The organism is Kocuria sp. UCD-OTCP (genome assembly GCF_000349605.1).
GTDB classification, from domain to species: domain Bacteria; phylum Actinomycetota; class Actinomycetes; order Actinomycetales; family Micrococcaceae; genus Kocuria; species Kocuria rosea.
Genome location: NZ_AOSQ01000033.1, coordinates 14932 through 28874 on the forward strand (window position 1 = coordinate 14932; position 13943 = coordinate 28874).

Sequence of the window (13943 nt, forward strand, 5' to 3'; positions counted from 1 at the left end):
CCCATGATGACCACTGCCGTCCTGGTCGTCGCGGCGATCGTGTTCCTGGGCACGGCGTTCGTCCTCACGGCCGCCGAGACGGGCCTCACCTACCTGCCCCGCGCGGACGCCGAGGCCATCGCCCGGGACGCCCCCGACTCCTCCGCCGCCAGGATCCTGGCCACGCCCACCGCGCACCTGCAGGCCCTGCGCTTCTGGAGCGTGTGGTTCGAGACGGCCTCCGCCGTGGCGGTGGCCCTCGCGATGTTCGACGGCCTCGACGACGTCTGGCTCGCCGGCCTCCTGGCCACCGTGGTGATGGCCGCCGTGGGCTTCGTCCTCACCGGGGTCTCCCCGCGCCAGGTCGGGCGCAGCCACGCCGCCGGCACCGTCCGGGCCACCGCCGGCCTGGTGCGCCTGCTGCGCATCGTGCTCGGGCCGGTCCCCGGGATGCTCGTGCGGCTGGGCTCCTCGGGCACCCGGGACGCCGGGAACATCGCCCCCGGCTACCTCACCGAGGAGGAGCTGCTCGAGTTCGTGGACCGGTCCACGGGCCAGGCCCTCATCGAGGACAACGAGGCGGAGCTGCTGCACTCGGTCTTCGACCTCGACGACACCAACGTCCGGGCCGTCATGGTGCCCCGCACCGACATGGTCTCCGTCGACGACGACGACACCGTGGACAACGCCCTGAACCTCTTCTTCCGCTCCGGCTACTCCCGCATCCCGGTGATCGGCGAGAGCGCCGACGACGTCCTCGGCATCCTGTACCAGAAGGACCTCGCCGAGCGGGTGCACCGGCTGGGCACCGGGCTGCGGCTCACCGGGCTCTCCGAGCTCGCCCGCGAGGTCCGCTACGTGCCCGAGTCGAAGAAGGTCAACGAGCTGCTGCGCGAGATGCAGCTCGAGTCGATCCACGTGGCGATCGTCGTCGACGAGTACGGCGGCACCGCCGGGCTGGTGACCCTCGAGGACCTCATCGAGGAGCTGCTCGGCGAGATCGTCGACGAGTACGACCGGGAGAAGCCCGAGGTGGCCGAGCTCGGCGACGGCCGCTACCGGATCTCCGCCCGGCTCAGCGTCGAGGACCTGGGCGACCTGTTCGGCCTCGACCTCGAGGACGACGAGGTGGACACGGCCGGCGGCCTGCTCGCCAAGTCCACCGGCCGGGTGCCCATCGTGGGCTCCCGCGCCACCGTCGAGGGCATCGTCCTCGAGGCCATCACCCTGGAGGGCCGGCGCAACCGGGTGGGCCAGCTCGAGGTCCGCCGGGACCCCGACTGGGTCCCCCCGGGCTCCACGGCCGTGGAGCCCGCCGCCCAGGAGTCCGAGGAGGAGACCCACCACCATGTCTGAGCCCACACCCGCCGTGCCCCCCGGGGTCGGCGATTCCACCACCGGGGAGCCGGTCCCGTTCCGCGCCGGCTTCGCCGTGCTGGTCGGCCGCCCCAACGCCGGGAAGTCCACGCTCACCAACGCCCTGGTCGGGCAGAAGGTCGCGATCACCTCGAGCCGGCCGCAGACCACGCGGCACACCATCCGCGGCATCGTGCACCGGCCGGAGGGCCAGCTCGTGCTCGTGGACACGCCGGGCCTGCACCGGCCGCGGACGCTGCTCGGCGAGCGGCTCAACGACCTCGTGGCGGACACCCTCGCGGAGGTCGACGTCATCGGCTTCTGCGTGCCCGCCGACGAGAAGATCGGCCCCGGGGACCGGTTCATCGCCCAGCAGCTCGCGGCCTCCGGCAACAAGCCGGTCGTGGCGATCGTCACGAAGACGGACACCGTCTCCCGCGTCGAGCTCGCCGAGCAGCTGCTGGCGGTCACCGAGCTGGGCCGCTCCGTCATGGAGGCAGAGCACCGGGTCCGCGCCGAGCGCGCCGAACGGGCCGCCCGCAAGCCCCGCCACCGCTCCGCGGCCGCGCACGCGCCCCGTCCCGACGCCGACGACCCGGGCTGGGCCGACGTCATCCCCGTCTCCGCCGTGGACGGCTTCCAGGTCGACGCCCTCGCCGGGCTGCTCATCGGCAGGATGCCGGAGTCCCCGGCCCTGTACCCCGACGGCGAGCTGACCGACGAGCCCGAGATGACGATGGTCGCCGAGCTCGTCCGGGAGGCCGCCCTCGAGGGGGTGCGGGACGAGCTGCCGCACTCCCTCGCGGTCGTGGTCGAGGAGATGGTGCCCCGCGAGGGCCGCCCCGCGGACCGGCCGCTGCTCGACGTGCGGGTCAACGTCTACGTCGAGCGGTCGTCGCAGAAGGCCATCATCATCGGCAAGGGCGGCGCGCGGCTGCGCGAGATCGGCACCCGGTCCCGGACCGCCATCGAGGCGCTGCTGGGCACGAAGGTCTACCTCGACCTGCACGTGAAGATCGCCAAGGAGTGGCAGCGCGACCCCAAGCAGCTGTCCCGCCTGGGCTTCTGAGCCACCCGGGGCCCCCGGATCGCGCCCCCACCCCGCCGCGTCGCCCGCCCCGAGTCCCGGGGCGGGCGACTAGCATGACACCCGGCGCCCCGGCCGGGCGCCGTCCCCCCGACCCCGGGCCCCGCGCCCGGGGCCTGCCAGGAGAGAGTCACCGTGTCCTCTACGCCCCCCGCCGCCCACGGACGCCACCGCGCCCGCCGATGGTCCCGGAAGCGCTGGGCCGCCGTCGGGCTGGTCGTCGTCCTGCTCGCGGTCCTCGGGGCCGGCGTGGCCGCGACCTGGCGGCTGCAGTCCAACCTGGACACCTCCCCGCTCGACCTCGGCGACGGGACCGGCCCCGAGGCCGGCCCGCTGGACATCCTCGTGATGGGCACCGACACCCGTGACGGCGAGGGCAACGACCGGTACGGCGACGACGAGGACAGCGCCGGCGCCGGCCTGACCGACGTCATGATGCTGGTGCACGTGAGCGAGGACCGCAGCGGCGTGACCGTGGTGTCCCTGCCGCGCGACCTGGTCGCGGACATCCCGCGCTGCACGGACCCCGAGTCCGGCGAGGTCCACCCGGCGGAGGAGGACGCGATGCTGAACTCGGCGATCGCCAACGGCGGCCCCGGGTGCACGGTCGCCACCGTCAACCAGATGACCGGCCTCAGGATCGACCACTTCATGCTCGCCGACTTCAACGCCGTCAAGGAGCTGTCCTCGACCGTGGGCGGCGTCGAGGTGTGCGTCAACGACGCCGTCGACGACCCGAAGTCGGGGCTGGAGCTGCCCGCCGGCGTCTCCTCCGTGGAGGGCGAGCAGGCCCTGGCGTTCCTGCGCAGCCGCGCCGCCTTCGGCGACGGCGGGGACACGAGCCGGATCCGCTCCCAGCAGTCGTTCCTCGCGTCCATGGCCCGCAAGATCAAGGACGAGGGGACGCTGTCGGACCTGCCGAAGCTCTACGAGATCGCCGACGTCGCCACCCGCAACCTGCACGTCGACGAGGGGCTCGGCTCCGTCCCGACGGTGGTCGGCCTCGGCACGGCGGTCCGGGGGATCGACCTGGGCAGCATGGTCTTCGTGACGGCGCCCACCGAGCCCTACGCGCTGGACCCCAACCGGCTCCAGCTCGACGCGGACCCGGCCGAGCACCTCTTCGAGGCGCTGCGCGAGGACCGGCCGCTCACGTCGCCCTCCGCGGAGCCGGCCGACGAGCCGACCTCCTCCGCGACCCCGTCGCCCGACGCCGCCGTCCCGGCCCCCACGGTCGACCCGGCCACGGTCCCGCTCACGGTCGCCAACGTCTCCGGCGTCGACGGCCGGGACGCGGACATCGCGGACGTGCTCGAGGACGAGGGCTACACGGCCGTCGAGTCCGGCCCGCAGGCCACCGAGCTGCCGGGCACGCAGATCTTCTTCGGCGCGGGGTGGTACGAGGCGGCCGTCGAGGTCGCCGAGCTGCTCGGCGTCCCCTCCTCGCAGATCGTGCCGACCACCGACGTGGTGGGGGTGTTCGTCTCGGTGGGCCAGGACTTCCGCGAGGGGGAGCGGCTCGAGCTCGGAGCGGGGCTGCCCGGGGACCTCAACGGCCAGACCGCGGAGCAGTACACCTGCCAGCAGGCGGCCGGCGACTGGTGAGAACGCGACCCGGCGCGCCGGACACCCCGTGATAGGTTGAACACATGCGGACCGGGACGCTCCTCCTCCTTACGTGCCGCAACGGGGCCTGACCCGAAGACTGGATGGCCGGCCTCCCGTTGCGGAGTTCCTGATGCCCGGCCACCCGCAGACGTCTCGAGCAGAACAGGCCCCTTCCATGCGCAACTACCAGCAGCCCTCCGGCATGCCGATCCACAAGTACGTGCCGTACCAGCAGCAGTTCCCGTTCGACCTCTCCGACCGCACCTGGCCGGACCGGGTGATCACCGAGGCGCCCCGGTGGTGCGCCGTGGACCTGCGGGACGGCAACCAGGCGCTGATCGACCCCATGAACTCCGACCGCAAGCTCAAGATGTTCGAGCTGCTCGTGCGGATGGGCTACAAGGAGATCGAGGTCGGGTTCCCCTCCGCCTCCCAGACCGACTTCGACTTCGTGCGCCGGCTCATCGAAGAGGACCGGATCCCCGACGACGTCACGATCCAGGTCCTGACCCAGTCCCGCGAGCACCTCATCGAGCGCACCTACGAGGCCATCGACGGCGCCGACAAGGCGATCGTGCACCTCTACAACGCGACCTCCACCCTGCAGCGGCGCGTGGTCTTCGACCAGGACATGGACGGGATCGTGGACATCGCCCTCACGGGGGCGCGGCTGTGCCTGAAGTACGAGGAGCAGCTGAAGAACACGTCCGTGACCTACGAGTACTCCCCGGAGTCCTACACCGGCACCGAGCTCGAGTTCGCGGCGCGCATCGCCAACGCCGTGGCCGAGACCTTCGAGATCGGCGGGGACCGGGAGATGATCCTCAACCTGCCCGCCACCGTGGAGATGGCCACCCCCAACGTCTACGCCGACTCCATCGAGTGGATGTGCCGCAACCTCTACAACCGGGACGCCACCGTGGTCTCCCTGCACCCCCACAACGACCGCGGCACCGGCGTGGCGGCGGCCGAGCTGGGCTACCTGGCCGGCGCCGACCGCATCGAGGGCTGCCTGTTCGGCAACGGTGAGCGGACCGGCAACGTGGACCTGGTGACCCTGGGCCTGAACCTGCTGACCCAGGGCGTGGACCCGCAGATCGACTTCTCCGACATCGACGACATCCGCCGGACCGTCGAGTACTGCAACCAGCTGCCCGTCCCCGAGCGGGCCCCCTACGGCGGGGACCTCGTGTTCACGGCGTTCTCCGGCTCCCACCAGGACGCCATCAAGAAGGGCTTCGACCGGATGGCCCGGGACGCGCAGGAGCAGGGCCGGGGCGTCGACGAGCTGGTGTGGGCCGTGCCCTACCTGCCCATCGACCCCAAGGACCTGGGCCGCACCTACGAGGCCGTCATCCGGGTGAACTCGCAGTCCGGCAAGGGCGGGGTCGCCTACCTGCTCGCCAACGAGCACGGGCTGGACCTGCCGCGGCGGGCGCAGATCGAGTTCTCCCGCGTGGTGCAGGAGCACACCGACACCTCCGGCGGGGAGGTCTCCGGCGCGGAGCTGTGGAAGGTGTTCGCGGACGAGTACCTGCCCACCGTCCAGGACGGGGACGCCGGGCGCTGGGGCCGGTACCGGATCACCAACATCACCACGACCTCCGAGGAGGACGGGGAGAGCACCCTCGAGATCGGCCTGGACGTCGACGGCGTCCAGCACCACCGCACGGCGCAGGGCAACGGCCCCATCGAGGCGCTGCAGACGATCCTCGCGTCCGAGGGCGTGGACGTGCGCGTGCTCGACTACAGCGAGCACGCCCTCTCGGCCGGCGGCGACGCCCAGGCGGCCAGCTACGTCGAGGCCGCCGTGGGGGACCGCGTCCTGTGGGGCGTCGGCATCGACGCGAACACCACCCGCGCGTCCCTGAAGGCCCTCGTCTCGGCGGTCAACCGGGCCGTGCGGGACGCCCAGGGCTGAGCGCCCGGCGTACCGTGCGACGGCGGGCCGCCCCGGACGTGGGGCGGCCCGCCGTCGTCGTCCCGCCCGGCCCGTCCCGCTGCGCCGTCGGCCTGCGCCGTCCGCCCCGCGTGGGACAATGATGCGGTGGCCAGGACGACGTTCGCATCACGCAGCTACCGGGACGACGCCGTCGTGCTGCGCACCTACAAGCTCGGCGAGGCCGACCGGATCGTCGTGCTCCTGACCCGGGACCACGGGCAGGTCCGGGCCGTGGCCAAGGGCGTGCGGCGCACGACCTCCCGCTTCGGCTCCCGGCTCGAGCCGTTCAACGTCGCCGAGCTGCAGCTGGTCACCGGTCGCAACCTCGACATCGTCTCCCAGGCGCTGGGCAAGCGCGGCTACGGGTCGGTCATCGCCGCCGACTACGCCAAGTACACCGCCGCCGCGGCCATGACCGAGGCCGCGGAGAAGTTCACGGAGAACGACGACGAGTCCGCGGCCCAGCAGTACCGGCTGCTCGTCGGCGCCCTGTCCGCCCTGGCCCGCGGGCTGCACGAACCCGGGGCCGTCCTGGACTCCTACTTGCTGCGCGCCGTGTCCACGGCCGGGTGGGCCCCGAGCTTCACCGACTGCGCCCGGTGCGGCGCCCCCGGACCGCACGAGGCGTTCTCGGCCCCGCTCGGCGGCGCCGTCTGCCCGGCCTGCCGCCCGCCGGGGGCCGCCGCCCCCGACCCCGCGACCGTCGAGCACCTCTCCGCCCTGCTCACCGGGGCGTGGGAGCGGATCGACGCCGTGGAGCCCCGCACGGCCCGGGCCGCCGCCGGGATCGTGGCCACCTACGTACAGTGGCACCTGGAGAGGGCCGTCCGGTCCCTGAACCTCGTGGAACGGAGCTGACCATGCCCGGCTTTGCCGCCCCGCCCGCCCATCCCAGCGGCGCCAGCGCCCCGCCGATCCCGCGGCAGTTCGTGCCGCAGCACGTGGCCGTGGTCATGGACGGCAACGGGCGCTGGGCGAACCAGCGCGGGCTGCCGCGCAACGAGGGCCACAAGGCGGGGGAGGCGGCCCTGATCGAGGTGATGGCCGGGGCCATCGAGATGGGCATCCCGTACGTCAGCGCCTACGCGTTCTCCACCGAGAACTGGAAGCGCTCCCTGGACGAGGTGACGTTCCTGATGAACTACACCGCCGACGTCATGGAGCGCCAGCTGCCCACCTTCCAGGAGTGGGGCATCCGGATCCGGTGGGCCGGGCGCAAGCCCCGCCTGTGGCGCTCGGTCATCAACCGCCTGGAGGAGGCCGAGCGGGCCACCCGCGACAACGACGTCGTCACCCTCACCATGTGCGTGAACTACGGGGGGCGGGCCGAGATCGCCGACGCCGCGGCCGCCATCGCCGCCGACGCCCGGGCGGGCGTCCTGAACCCGCGGAGCATCGACGAGAAGACCGTCCAGCGCTACCTCGACGAGCCCGACCTGCCGGACGTCGACCTCTTCCTGCGCTCCTCCGGGGAGCAGCGGATCTCCAACTTCCTCCTGTGGCAGTCCGCCTACGCCGAGCTCGTCTTCCAGGACGTGCTCTGGCCGGACGTCGACCGCCGCACCCTGTGGGAGGCCGTGGAGGTCTACGCCCGGCGGGACCGGCGCTACGGCGGAGCCGTCGACCGCGTCGCCGGCCCCGGCGCCTCCGCCTGAGGCCGGCGCCGTCGCAGACCGCGCAGCCAGGCGGCGAGATCCCTCTGCGCGGCCCGGCGCACGGCCTGCCGGGAGAGGTGCACGTCGTGGACGGCGCCCTCGTAGGAGCGCAGCGTCACGTCGGTGCCCAGATCGGGCGCGTGCCGGCGGATCTGCCGGACGTCCAGCACGGTGTCGGCCGAGCGCATCCGCTCGCTCCACCAGGGGCGGATGCACGAGCGGGCCGAGGTCTGCACCAGCACTGGAAGGTGAAGGTTCAAACCCTTCGCCACTTCACCCTGAGCCTGAAGGACAGCGTTGAGCCACCCCGGGGTGATGTCGAAGCTGGTCTCGGGCCGCCACCGGGCGTCGATCGGCCACTCGCCCTCCGCGTGCTCGCTGATCACCCGGTAGTAGTGGCTGCGCAGCCGGGCCCGCACCGGGACGTCCGGGCGCTGCTCGGCGAGCCGGGCCACCAGGGGGCGCAGGACGGCGCCCACTGCGTCGGAGCCGTGGCTGCCGATCCAGGGGGCGTTGAGGGCCAGTCCGTCGAGCCGGTCGGGGTGCCGTGAGGCCCACATCGCCGCGGTGAGACCCCCGGTCGAGTGGCCCATCAGCACGAGCCGCCCCCGCGGACCGGGCAGACCGTCCTCGGCCATCACGCCGAGCGCCGCGGCGATGTCGTCGTCGTAGTCCGCGAGGTCCGTGGTGTGGCCCGGGCGGCCCTCCTCCACGGCGAGCACCTCGTCGGTGAGGTTCCGGCCGTAGCCGTGCAGGTCCAGGGCGTAGAACGCGTAGCCCGCGGCCGCGCACGTCCGGGCCAGCTCGGCGTTGAAGAAGTAGTCGGACCAGCCGTGCAGGTACAGCACGGCCCCGCGCAGTCGGCCCGGCACGAGCGGGACGTCCCCCGGCCGGTAGCGGACCACCGTGGCGGTGGAGTGGGGGGCGGAGCCGGGGTCCAGGTCCACGGTCCGCGCGCGGAAGCCGGGTCCCAGCACGTCGGGGACCCACGGGTCCGGGGGAGCACCCATGCCCTCACCTCGTGCGGGCGGCCCGTCGGGGCGCCGGTCCGTCAAGCCCCTCCGCGGCCGCCCGGCCGGAGGAGTGCCCTGTGGAAGACTGGGACCATGCGCTTCTACCCTACGTTCTTCACGGCTGTCTTCTCCCGGATGGACCCCGAACGGGCCCACCGGGTCGGGTTCCTCGGGATCCGGGCGGCGCGCGCCGCCCGGATCAGCACCGCGCTGCGGGTCTACACCCGGCCCGATCCCGCGCTCGAGGTGGAGGCGCTGGGCCTGCGGTTCCCGTCCCCGTTCGGGCTGGCGGCCGGTTTCGACAAGGGCGGCGAGGGGATCGGCGCCCTCACCGACCTCGGCTTCGGGCACGTCGAGATCGGCACCGTGACCGCCCAGGCGCAGCCGGGCAACCCCCGGCCCCGTCTGTTCCGGCTCGTCCGGGACCGGGCCGTGATCAACCGGATGGGCTTCAACAACGAGGGTGCGGCGGCCGTGGCCCCGCGCCTCGCGCAGGCGCGCCGCGAGCTCGAGGCGGACCACCGCGGCCGCGCCCGTCCGGTGCTCGGCGTCAACATCGGCAAGACCAAGGCGGTGCCGCTGGAGGACGCGGTGGACGACTACCTGCAGAGCGCCCGGGTCCTCGCCCCCCTCGCGGACTACCTCGTGGTCAACGTGTCCTCGCCCAACACCCCGGGCCTGCGCCAGCTGCAGGAGATCGAGAGCCTGCGGCCGCTGCTCGGCGCGGTGGGCCGCGCGGCCGACGAGGCCGCGGACCGGCACGTCCCGCTGCTCGTGAAGATCGCCCCGGACCTGTCGGACGAGGACGTGCTGGCCGTCGCGGACCTGGCCCTCGACCTGGGCCTGGACGGCATCGTGGCCACCAACACGACCATCGCCCGCACCGCGCTCGGGCTGGCCTCCGATCCCGCCGAGATCGAGGCGCACGGGGCCGGCGGGCTCTCCGGGGCCCCGCTGCGGCGGCGCTCCCTCGAGGTGCTGCGGCTGCTGCGCGAGCGCGTGGGGGACCGGCTGGTGCTGGTCTCCGTGGGCGGGGTGACCACGGCGGAGGACGTCCAGGAGCGCCTCGACGCCGGCGCGACCCTCGTGCAGGGCTACACCGCTTTCCTCTACGAGGGACCCTTCTGGGCGCGCCGCATCAACCAGGGCCTGGCGCGCCGGGCGGGCCGCGCCTGGAGCTGACGGCTCACCGGGGCTGACGGCTCCCGTTACGACGGGGCGCCGCCGACGGCCGTCCCGTCGTCGGGAACGGGACTGCCCCCGGACCGTGCGGTCCGGGGGCAGTCCTGTCGCGGCCGGGCCCTGCGCCGGGCGCGGGCCGGCCGGGGCTCAGGAGGGGCGCTCCCCGCGGGCGACCTGGGGCTTGGGCAGGCGGAGGCGGCGCATCGTGAAGGAGCGCATCGCGGCGTACCAGCGCACGCCGCGCTCCACGGTCCCGAACTTCGCCTGCATGGCCTTCTTCATCCGGGCCGTCGACAGCACGGCGTCCACGATGCCCAGGATCATCAGCGCCCAGATGAGGTAGACGCCGTAGGTGGCCACGTCCTGGACGGGGAAGAACAGGATGACGAGCGCGAGCAGCGCCACGACCATGAGGTACTCGCCCACGTTGATCCGGGAGTCCACCCAGTCCCGCGCGAACCGGCGCTGCGGGCCGCGGTCCCGCGGCCCGAGGAACCGCTCGTCCCCGGCCGCCATGCCGGCCTGCGCCCGCATCCGCTGCTCGCGCGCGGCGTCGCGGGACTGCGCCTTCGCGGCCTTGCGGTCCTCCGGGACCAGGGGCCGGCGCCGGGCCGCCTCCTGCTGCCGGCGGCTGGGCGTGGGCCGGCCCTTGCCCGGGGTCTGCCGCGGGGCGGCCACCGGTTCCGTCGGGGCGGCCGCAGCGGTCACCGACGTGGACCCTGCGCGGTCTGCTTCCTTCTTGCGTCCAAACACCCGTCAAGGATAGCCGACGGACCTGCCGGCCCCTGCCGGGCCCCGGACATAGGGTGGGTGCCATGAGCGAGCCCTGTGCCCCGACCGTCCCCGTCCCCGTCGACACCGTGCGCGCGGCCGTGCGCGCGGACATGCCGCGGACCCTCGAGCAGCTCGTCGAGCTGGTCGCGATCCCCGGCATCGCCTGGGAGTCCTTCGACGCCGCGCAGCTCGAGCGCAGTGCGGTGGCCGTGGCCGGCGTGCTCGCGGACGCCGGCCTGGAGGAGGTGGAGATCCTGCGCGTGCCCCTGGGCGACGGGCCGGGACACCCCGCCGTCGTCGCCCACCGCCGGCCCGCGCCCGGCCGGCCGACCGTGCTGCTCTACGCCCACCACGACGTCCAGCCCCCGGGCCGGCGCGAGCTGTGGGACTCCGAACCGTTCGTCGCCGAGGAGCGCGACGGCCGCCTGTACGGGCGGGGCGCGGCCGACGACAAGGCCGGGGTGATGGCCCACGCCGCCGCCCTGCGCGCCGCGACCGCCCACCGCGGCGACGACTTCGGCCTAGGCGTGACCGTCTTCGTGGAGGGGGAGGAGGAGGCCGGCTCCCCGTCCTTCCGGGACTTCCTGGAGGCCCACCGGGAACGGCTGGCCGCGGACGTCATCGTGATCGCGGACTCCGCCAACTGGGAGGTCGGCGTGCCCGCCCTGACCACGAGCCTGCGCGGGATGGTCGGCGCCGTCGTGGAGCTGTCCGTGCTCGAGCACGCCGTGCACTCGGGCATGTACGGCGGCCCGGTCCTGGACGCGCCCACGCTGCTGGCCCGGCTCATCGCGACCCTGCACGACGACGACGGCGCGGTCGCCGTCGAGGGGCTGCTCGCCGAGGACCGCACCGACCTGGTCTACGACGAGGAGCGGTTCCGGGCCGACGCGGCGGTCCTGGAGGGCGTCCGGCTGGCCGGGCGCGGTTCGATCGCCTCCCGGCTCTGGACGCAGCCCGCGCTGTCGGTCACGGGCATGGACGTCACGCCCGTGGACACCGCCGCCAACACCATCGCCGCATCCGCCCGCGCGAAGCTGAGCCTGCGCACGGCGCCGGGCCAGGATCCCGCCGAGGCCGCGGAGGCCCTCCGGCGCCACGTGGAGGAGCACGCGCCGTTCGGGGCGCACGTGCGCTTCGAGCTCGAGGAGACGGGACAGTCCTTCCGCACCGACATGAGCTCCGAGTCCGCGCGGATCGCCCGGTGGGCGCTGGGGGAGGCGTGGGGCCGGCCCGCCGTGGAGACGGGGATCGGCGGCTCCATCCCCTTCACCGCGGACCTCCTGGAGGTCTATCCTGAGGCCGGCATCCTCATCACGGGCGTCGAGGACCCGGACTCCCGGGCGCACAGCGCCAACGAGTCGCTGCACCTGGCGGAGTTCGAGCGCGCGGTGGTCGCGGAGACGCTGATGCTGCTCGCCCTCGACGACGCCGCCCGCCCCGGGCGGCGGATCCGGGAATGAACCCGATCGCCCATCCGTTGTGCCCGTGACAGACCCGCCGCCGGTCCGACCCCGTGCGGCACCCCTCCACAGAAAGTGAGCATCATGAGCGTCACGACCGAGAACGGCGCCGCAGTGGACGGCCTGCCCACCCACGGCGTCCAGCTGACCGACGTCGCGTCCCAGAAGGTCCGCGCCCTGCTCGAGCAGGAGGGCCGCACCGACCTCCGGCTGCGCGTGGCGGTCCAGCCCGGCGGCTGCTCGGGCCTCATCTACCAGCTGTACTTCGACGAGCGCATCCTGGACGGGGACTCCGTGCGGGACTTCGGCGGCGTCGAGGTCATCGTGGACAAGATGAGCGTGCCCTACCTCGAGGGCTCCACGGTCGACTTCGAGGACACGATCTCCAAGCAGGGGTTCTCGATCGACAACCCCAACGCGGGGGGTTCCTGCGCCTGCGGCGACTCCTTCCACTGAGTCCGTCCGCTCCTCCCGAGAGGCCCGTCGTCCGTCCGGACGGCGGGCCTCTCGGCGTTTCCGGGGGGTCCCGCGGACCGCTCCAAGAGGGGCCTCCGAGCGCCGCGCGGAAGCTGACACTGTGTCACCAGATGTCAGCGACACGGGGTAAGCTCGGAGGGAAACATTCCACCTGACTGTGTCCGGGCTCTTCGAATCGGGGCCTTCGGCGCGCAGACGACGAGCACGAGAAGAAGAGGAAGGGCCGTCTGTGAGTTCGCACACACGAACCGACAGCCTCCGGCGCCGCACGGCGAAGGTGTCTGCGGTAGCAGTCCTGGCAGCAACCGCGCTGACGGGTTGCTCGGAAGAGGCGAAGCTCGGCTGGATGCCCACCGAGCGTGGCACCACCGACAACGCCGACATGATCCTCGACCTGTGGGTCGGGTCCTGGATCGCGGCCCTCGTCGTGGGACTGGTGACCTGGGGCCTCATGCTCTGGTGCATGATCGCCTACCGCCGGCGCAAGAACGAGACCGGCTACCCGCGCCAGGTGGCGTACCACGCCCCGCTCGAGGTCTTCTACACGATCGTCCCGATCGCCCTGATCATGTCCCTGTTCTTCTTCACCGAGCGGACCCAGGCCGAGATCACGGCCCAGCACGACAACCCGGACGTGACCGTCCAGGTCTACGGCAAGCAGTGGGCCTGGGACTTCAACTACCTGACCGACGACGTCTGGGACACCGGCATCCAGGGCCACCTCGACGGCGAGGAGGGCGTCCCCGAGCGGGTGCCCACCCTGTACCTGCCCGTCGACAGCGACGTCGAGCTGCAGGTCACCTCCCGCGACGTCATCCACTCCTTCTGGGTCCCCGCGTTCCTCGAGAAGGCGGACATGTTCCCGGGACGCACCAACAACATCAGCATCACCACGGGCCGTGAGGGCGAGTACTTCGGCAAGTGCGCCGAGTTCTGCGGCGAGTACCACTCGGAGATGCTGTTCAACGTCAACGTGGTCAGCCAGGCCGAGTACGACGCCCACATCCAGTCCTTGCGCGACGCCGGCCAGACCGGGGCCCTGGGCGAGGAGTACAGCCGCGACTCCTACCCGGGCGCGGACGACCAGCAGCAAGAATCTTTTAACAACTAAGGAGTACCGGTGTCCACACTCGAGTATTCACGGGACGAGGCAGCCACTGTCGCTCCGCGCGTGGTGCCCCGGTCCAAGGGACGGATGGTCGTCAACTGGATCACGTCCACCGACCACAAGACGATCGGGTACATGTACCTGATCTCCTCGTTCGCCTTCTTCTGCATCGCCGGCGTCATGGCGCTGCTGATCCGCGCCGAGCTCTTCGAGCCGGGCATGCAGATCCTGGAGACCAAGGAGCAGTACAACCAGCTGTTCACCATGCACGGCACGCTGATGCTGCTGATGTTCGGCAC

13 protein-coding genes are annotated in these 13943 nt (G+C 72.8%); 11 read left to right on the forward strand and 2 right to left on the reverse strand.

What is annotated here, in order from left to right; genetic code table 11:
* Positions 1-6: 6 nt before the first annotated feature.
* From H488_RS30405 to H488_RS30430, 6 genes are all read left to right on the forward strand, one after another.
* The gene (locus H488_RS30405; RefSeq protein ID WP_109222694.1) at positions 7-1335 is read left to right on the forward strand and encodes a hemolysin family protein; all 1329 of its coding nucleotides are present in this window, start codon (positions 7-9) and stop codon (positions 1333-1335) included.
* A complete protein-coding gene (locus H488_RS30410) occupies positions 1328-2404 on the forward strand; it encodes a GTPase Era (RefSeq protein WP_031283266.1) in 1077 nt (358 codons plus the stop codon). Before H488_RS30405 ends, H488_RS30410 begins: the two co-directional genes overlap by 8 nt.
* A gap of 153 nt (positions 2405-2557) precedes the next feature.
* Positions 2558-4027: an LCP family protein gene (locus H488_RS30415; protein WP_017833982.1), complete on the forward strand. Its 1470-nt coding sequence runs from the start codon at positions 2558-2560 to the stop codon at positions 4025-4027.
* A gap of 178 nt (positions 4028-4205) precedes the next feature.
* Positions 4206-5951 (forward strand): 2-isopropylmalate synthase, encoded by a 1746-nt coding sequence (leuA, locus tag H488_RS30420; RefSeq protein WP_017833983.1) that lies wholly within the window; start codon positions 4206-4208, stop codon positions 5949-5951.
* 126 nt (positions 5952-6077) lie between these two features.
* Complete coding sequence (recO, locus tag H488_RS30425; protein ID WP_017833984.1) at positions 6078-6830, forward strand: DNA repair protein RecO; 753 nt, start codon at positions 6078-6080, stop codon at positions 6828-6830.
* Between the two features lie 2 nt (positions 6831-6832).
* Complete coding sequence (locus H488_RS30430; protein ID WP_017833985.1) at positions 6833-7627, forward strand: isoprenyl transferase; 795 nt, start codon at positions 6833-6835, stop codon at positions 7625-7627.
* Here the strand turns inward: H488_RS30430 and H488_RS30435 are convergent.
* Positions 7579-8637, reverse strand: coding sequence for an alpha/beta hydrolase (locus tag H488_RS30435; protein WP_017833986.1), 1059 nt, complete (start codon positions 8635-8637; stop codon positions 7579-7581). The genes H488_RS30430 and H488_RS30435 overlap by 49 nt on opposite strands.
* 96 nt (positions 8638-8733) lie before the next feature.
* Between H488_RS30435 and H488_RS30440 the strand changes: the two genes are divergently transcribed.
* Positions 8734-9822: a quinone-dependent dihydroorotate dehydrogenase gene (locus H488_RS30440; protein WP_017833987.1), complete on the forward strand. Its 1089-nt coding sequence runs from the start codon at positions 8734-8736 to the stop codon at positions 9820-9822.
* A 147-nt stretch (positions 9823-9969) separates the two neighbouring features.
* On the opposite strand, the gene H488_RS30445 is transcribed toward H488_RS30440, so the two are convergent.
* A complete protein-coding gene (locus H488_RS30445) occupies positions 9970-10575 on the reverse strand; it encodes a DUF3043 domain-containing protein (RefSeq protein ID WP_031283270.1) in 606 nt (201 codons plus the stop codon).
* Positions 10576-10637: 62 nt separating this feature from the next.
* Between H488_RS30445 and H488_RS30450 the strand changes: the two genes are divergently transcribed.
* The 4 genes from H488_RS30450 to H488_RS0118625 all read left to right on the forward strand — a co-directional run.
* On the forward strand, positions 10638-12059 hold the full coding sequence (locus H488_RS30450; protein WP_017833989.1) for a dipeptidase: 1422 nt from the start codon (positions 10638-10640) through the stop codon (positions 12057-12059).
* Between the two features lie 84 nt (positions 12060-12143).
* A complete protein-coding gene (locus H488_RS30455) occupies positions 12144-12515 on the forward strand; it encodes a HesB/IscA family protein (protein ID WP_017833990.1) in 372 nt (123 codons plus the stop codon).
* 250 nt (positions 12516-12765) lie between these two features.
* Positions 12766-13647, forward strand: coding sequence for an aa3-type cytochrome oxidase subunit II (gene ctaC / locus H488_RS30460; RefSeq protein ID WP_031283271.1), 882 nt, complete (start codon positions 12766-12768; stop codon positions 13645-13647).
* A 9-nt stretch (positions 13648-13656) separates the two neighbouring features.
* A partial coding sequence (locus H488_RS0118625; RefSeq protein ID WP_190274515.1) for a cbb3-type cytochrome c oxidase subunit I occupies positions 13657-13943 on the forward strand: 287 nt, incomplete at its 3' end.

Excerpts from the sequence above, each read along its gene's own strand:
- H488_RS30405 (WP_109222694.1), top strand. The coding sequence starts at position 7 with ATGACCACTGCCGTCCTGGTCGTCGCGGCGATCGTGTTCCTGGGCACG.
- H488_RS30410 (WP_031283266.1), top strand. The coding sequence starts at position 1,328 with ATGTCTGAGCCCACACCCGCCGTGCCCCCCGGGGTCGGCGATTCCACC.
- leuA (WP_017833983.1), top strand. The coding sequence starts at position 4,206 with ATGCGCAACTACCAGCAGCCCTCCGGCATGCCGATCCACAAGTACGTG.
- H488_RS30430 (WP_017833985.1), top strand. The coding sequence starts at position 6,833 with ATGCCCGGCTTTGCCGCCCCGCCCGCCCATCCCAGCGGCGCCAGCGCC.
- H488_RS30435 (WP_017833986.1), bottom strand. The coding sequence starts at position 8,637 with ATGGGTGCTCCCCCGGACCCGTGGGTCCCCGACGTGCTGGGACCCGGC.
- H488_RS30440 (WP_017833987.1), top strand. The coding sequence starts at position 8,734 with ATGCGCTTCTACCCTACGTTCTTCACGGCTGTCTTCTCCCGGATGGAC.
- H488_RS30450 (WP_017833989.1), top strand. The coding sequence starts at position 10,638 with ATGAGCGAGCCCTGTGCCCCGACCGTCCCCGTCCCCGTCGACACCGTG.
- H488_RS30455 (WP_017833990.1), top strand. The coding sequence starts at position 12,144 with ATGAGCGTCACGACCGAGAACGGCGCCGCAGTGGACGGCCTGCCCACC.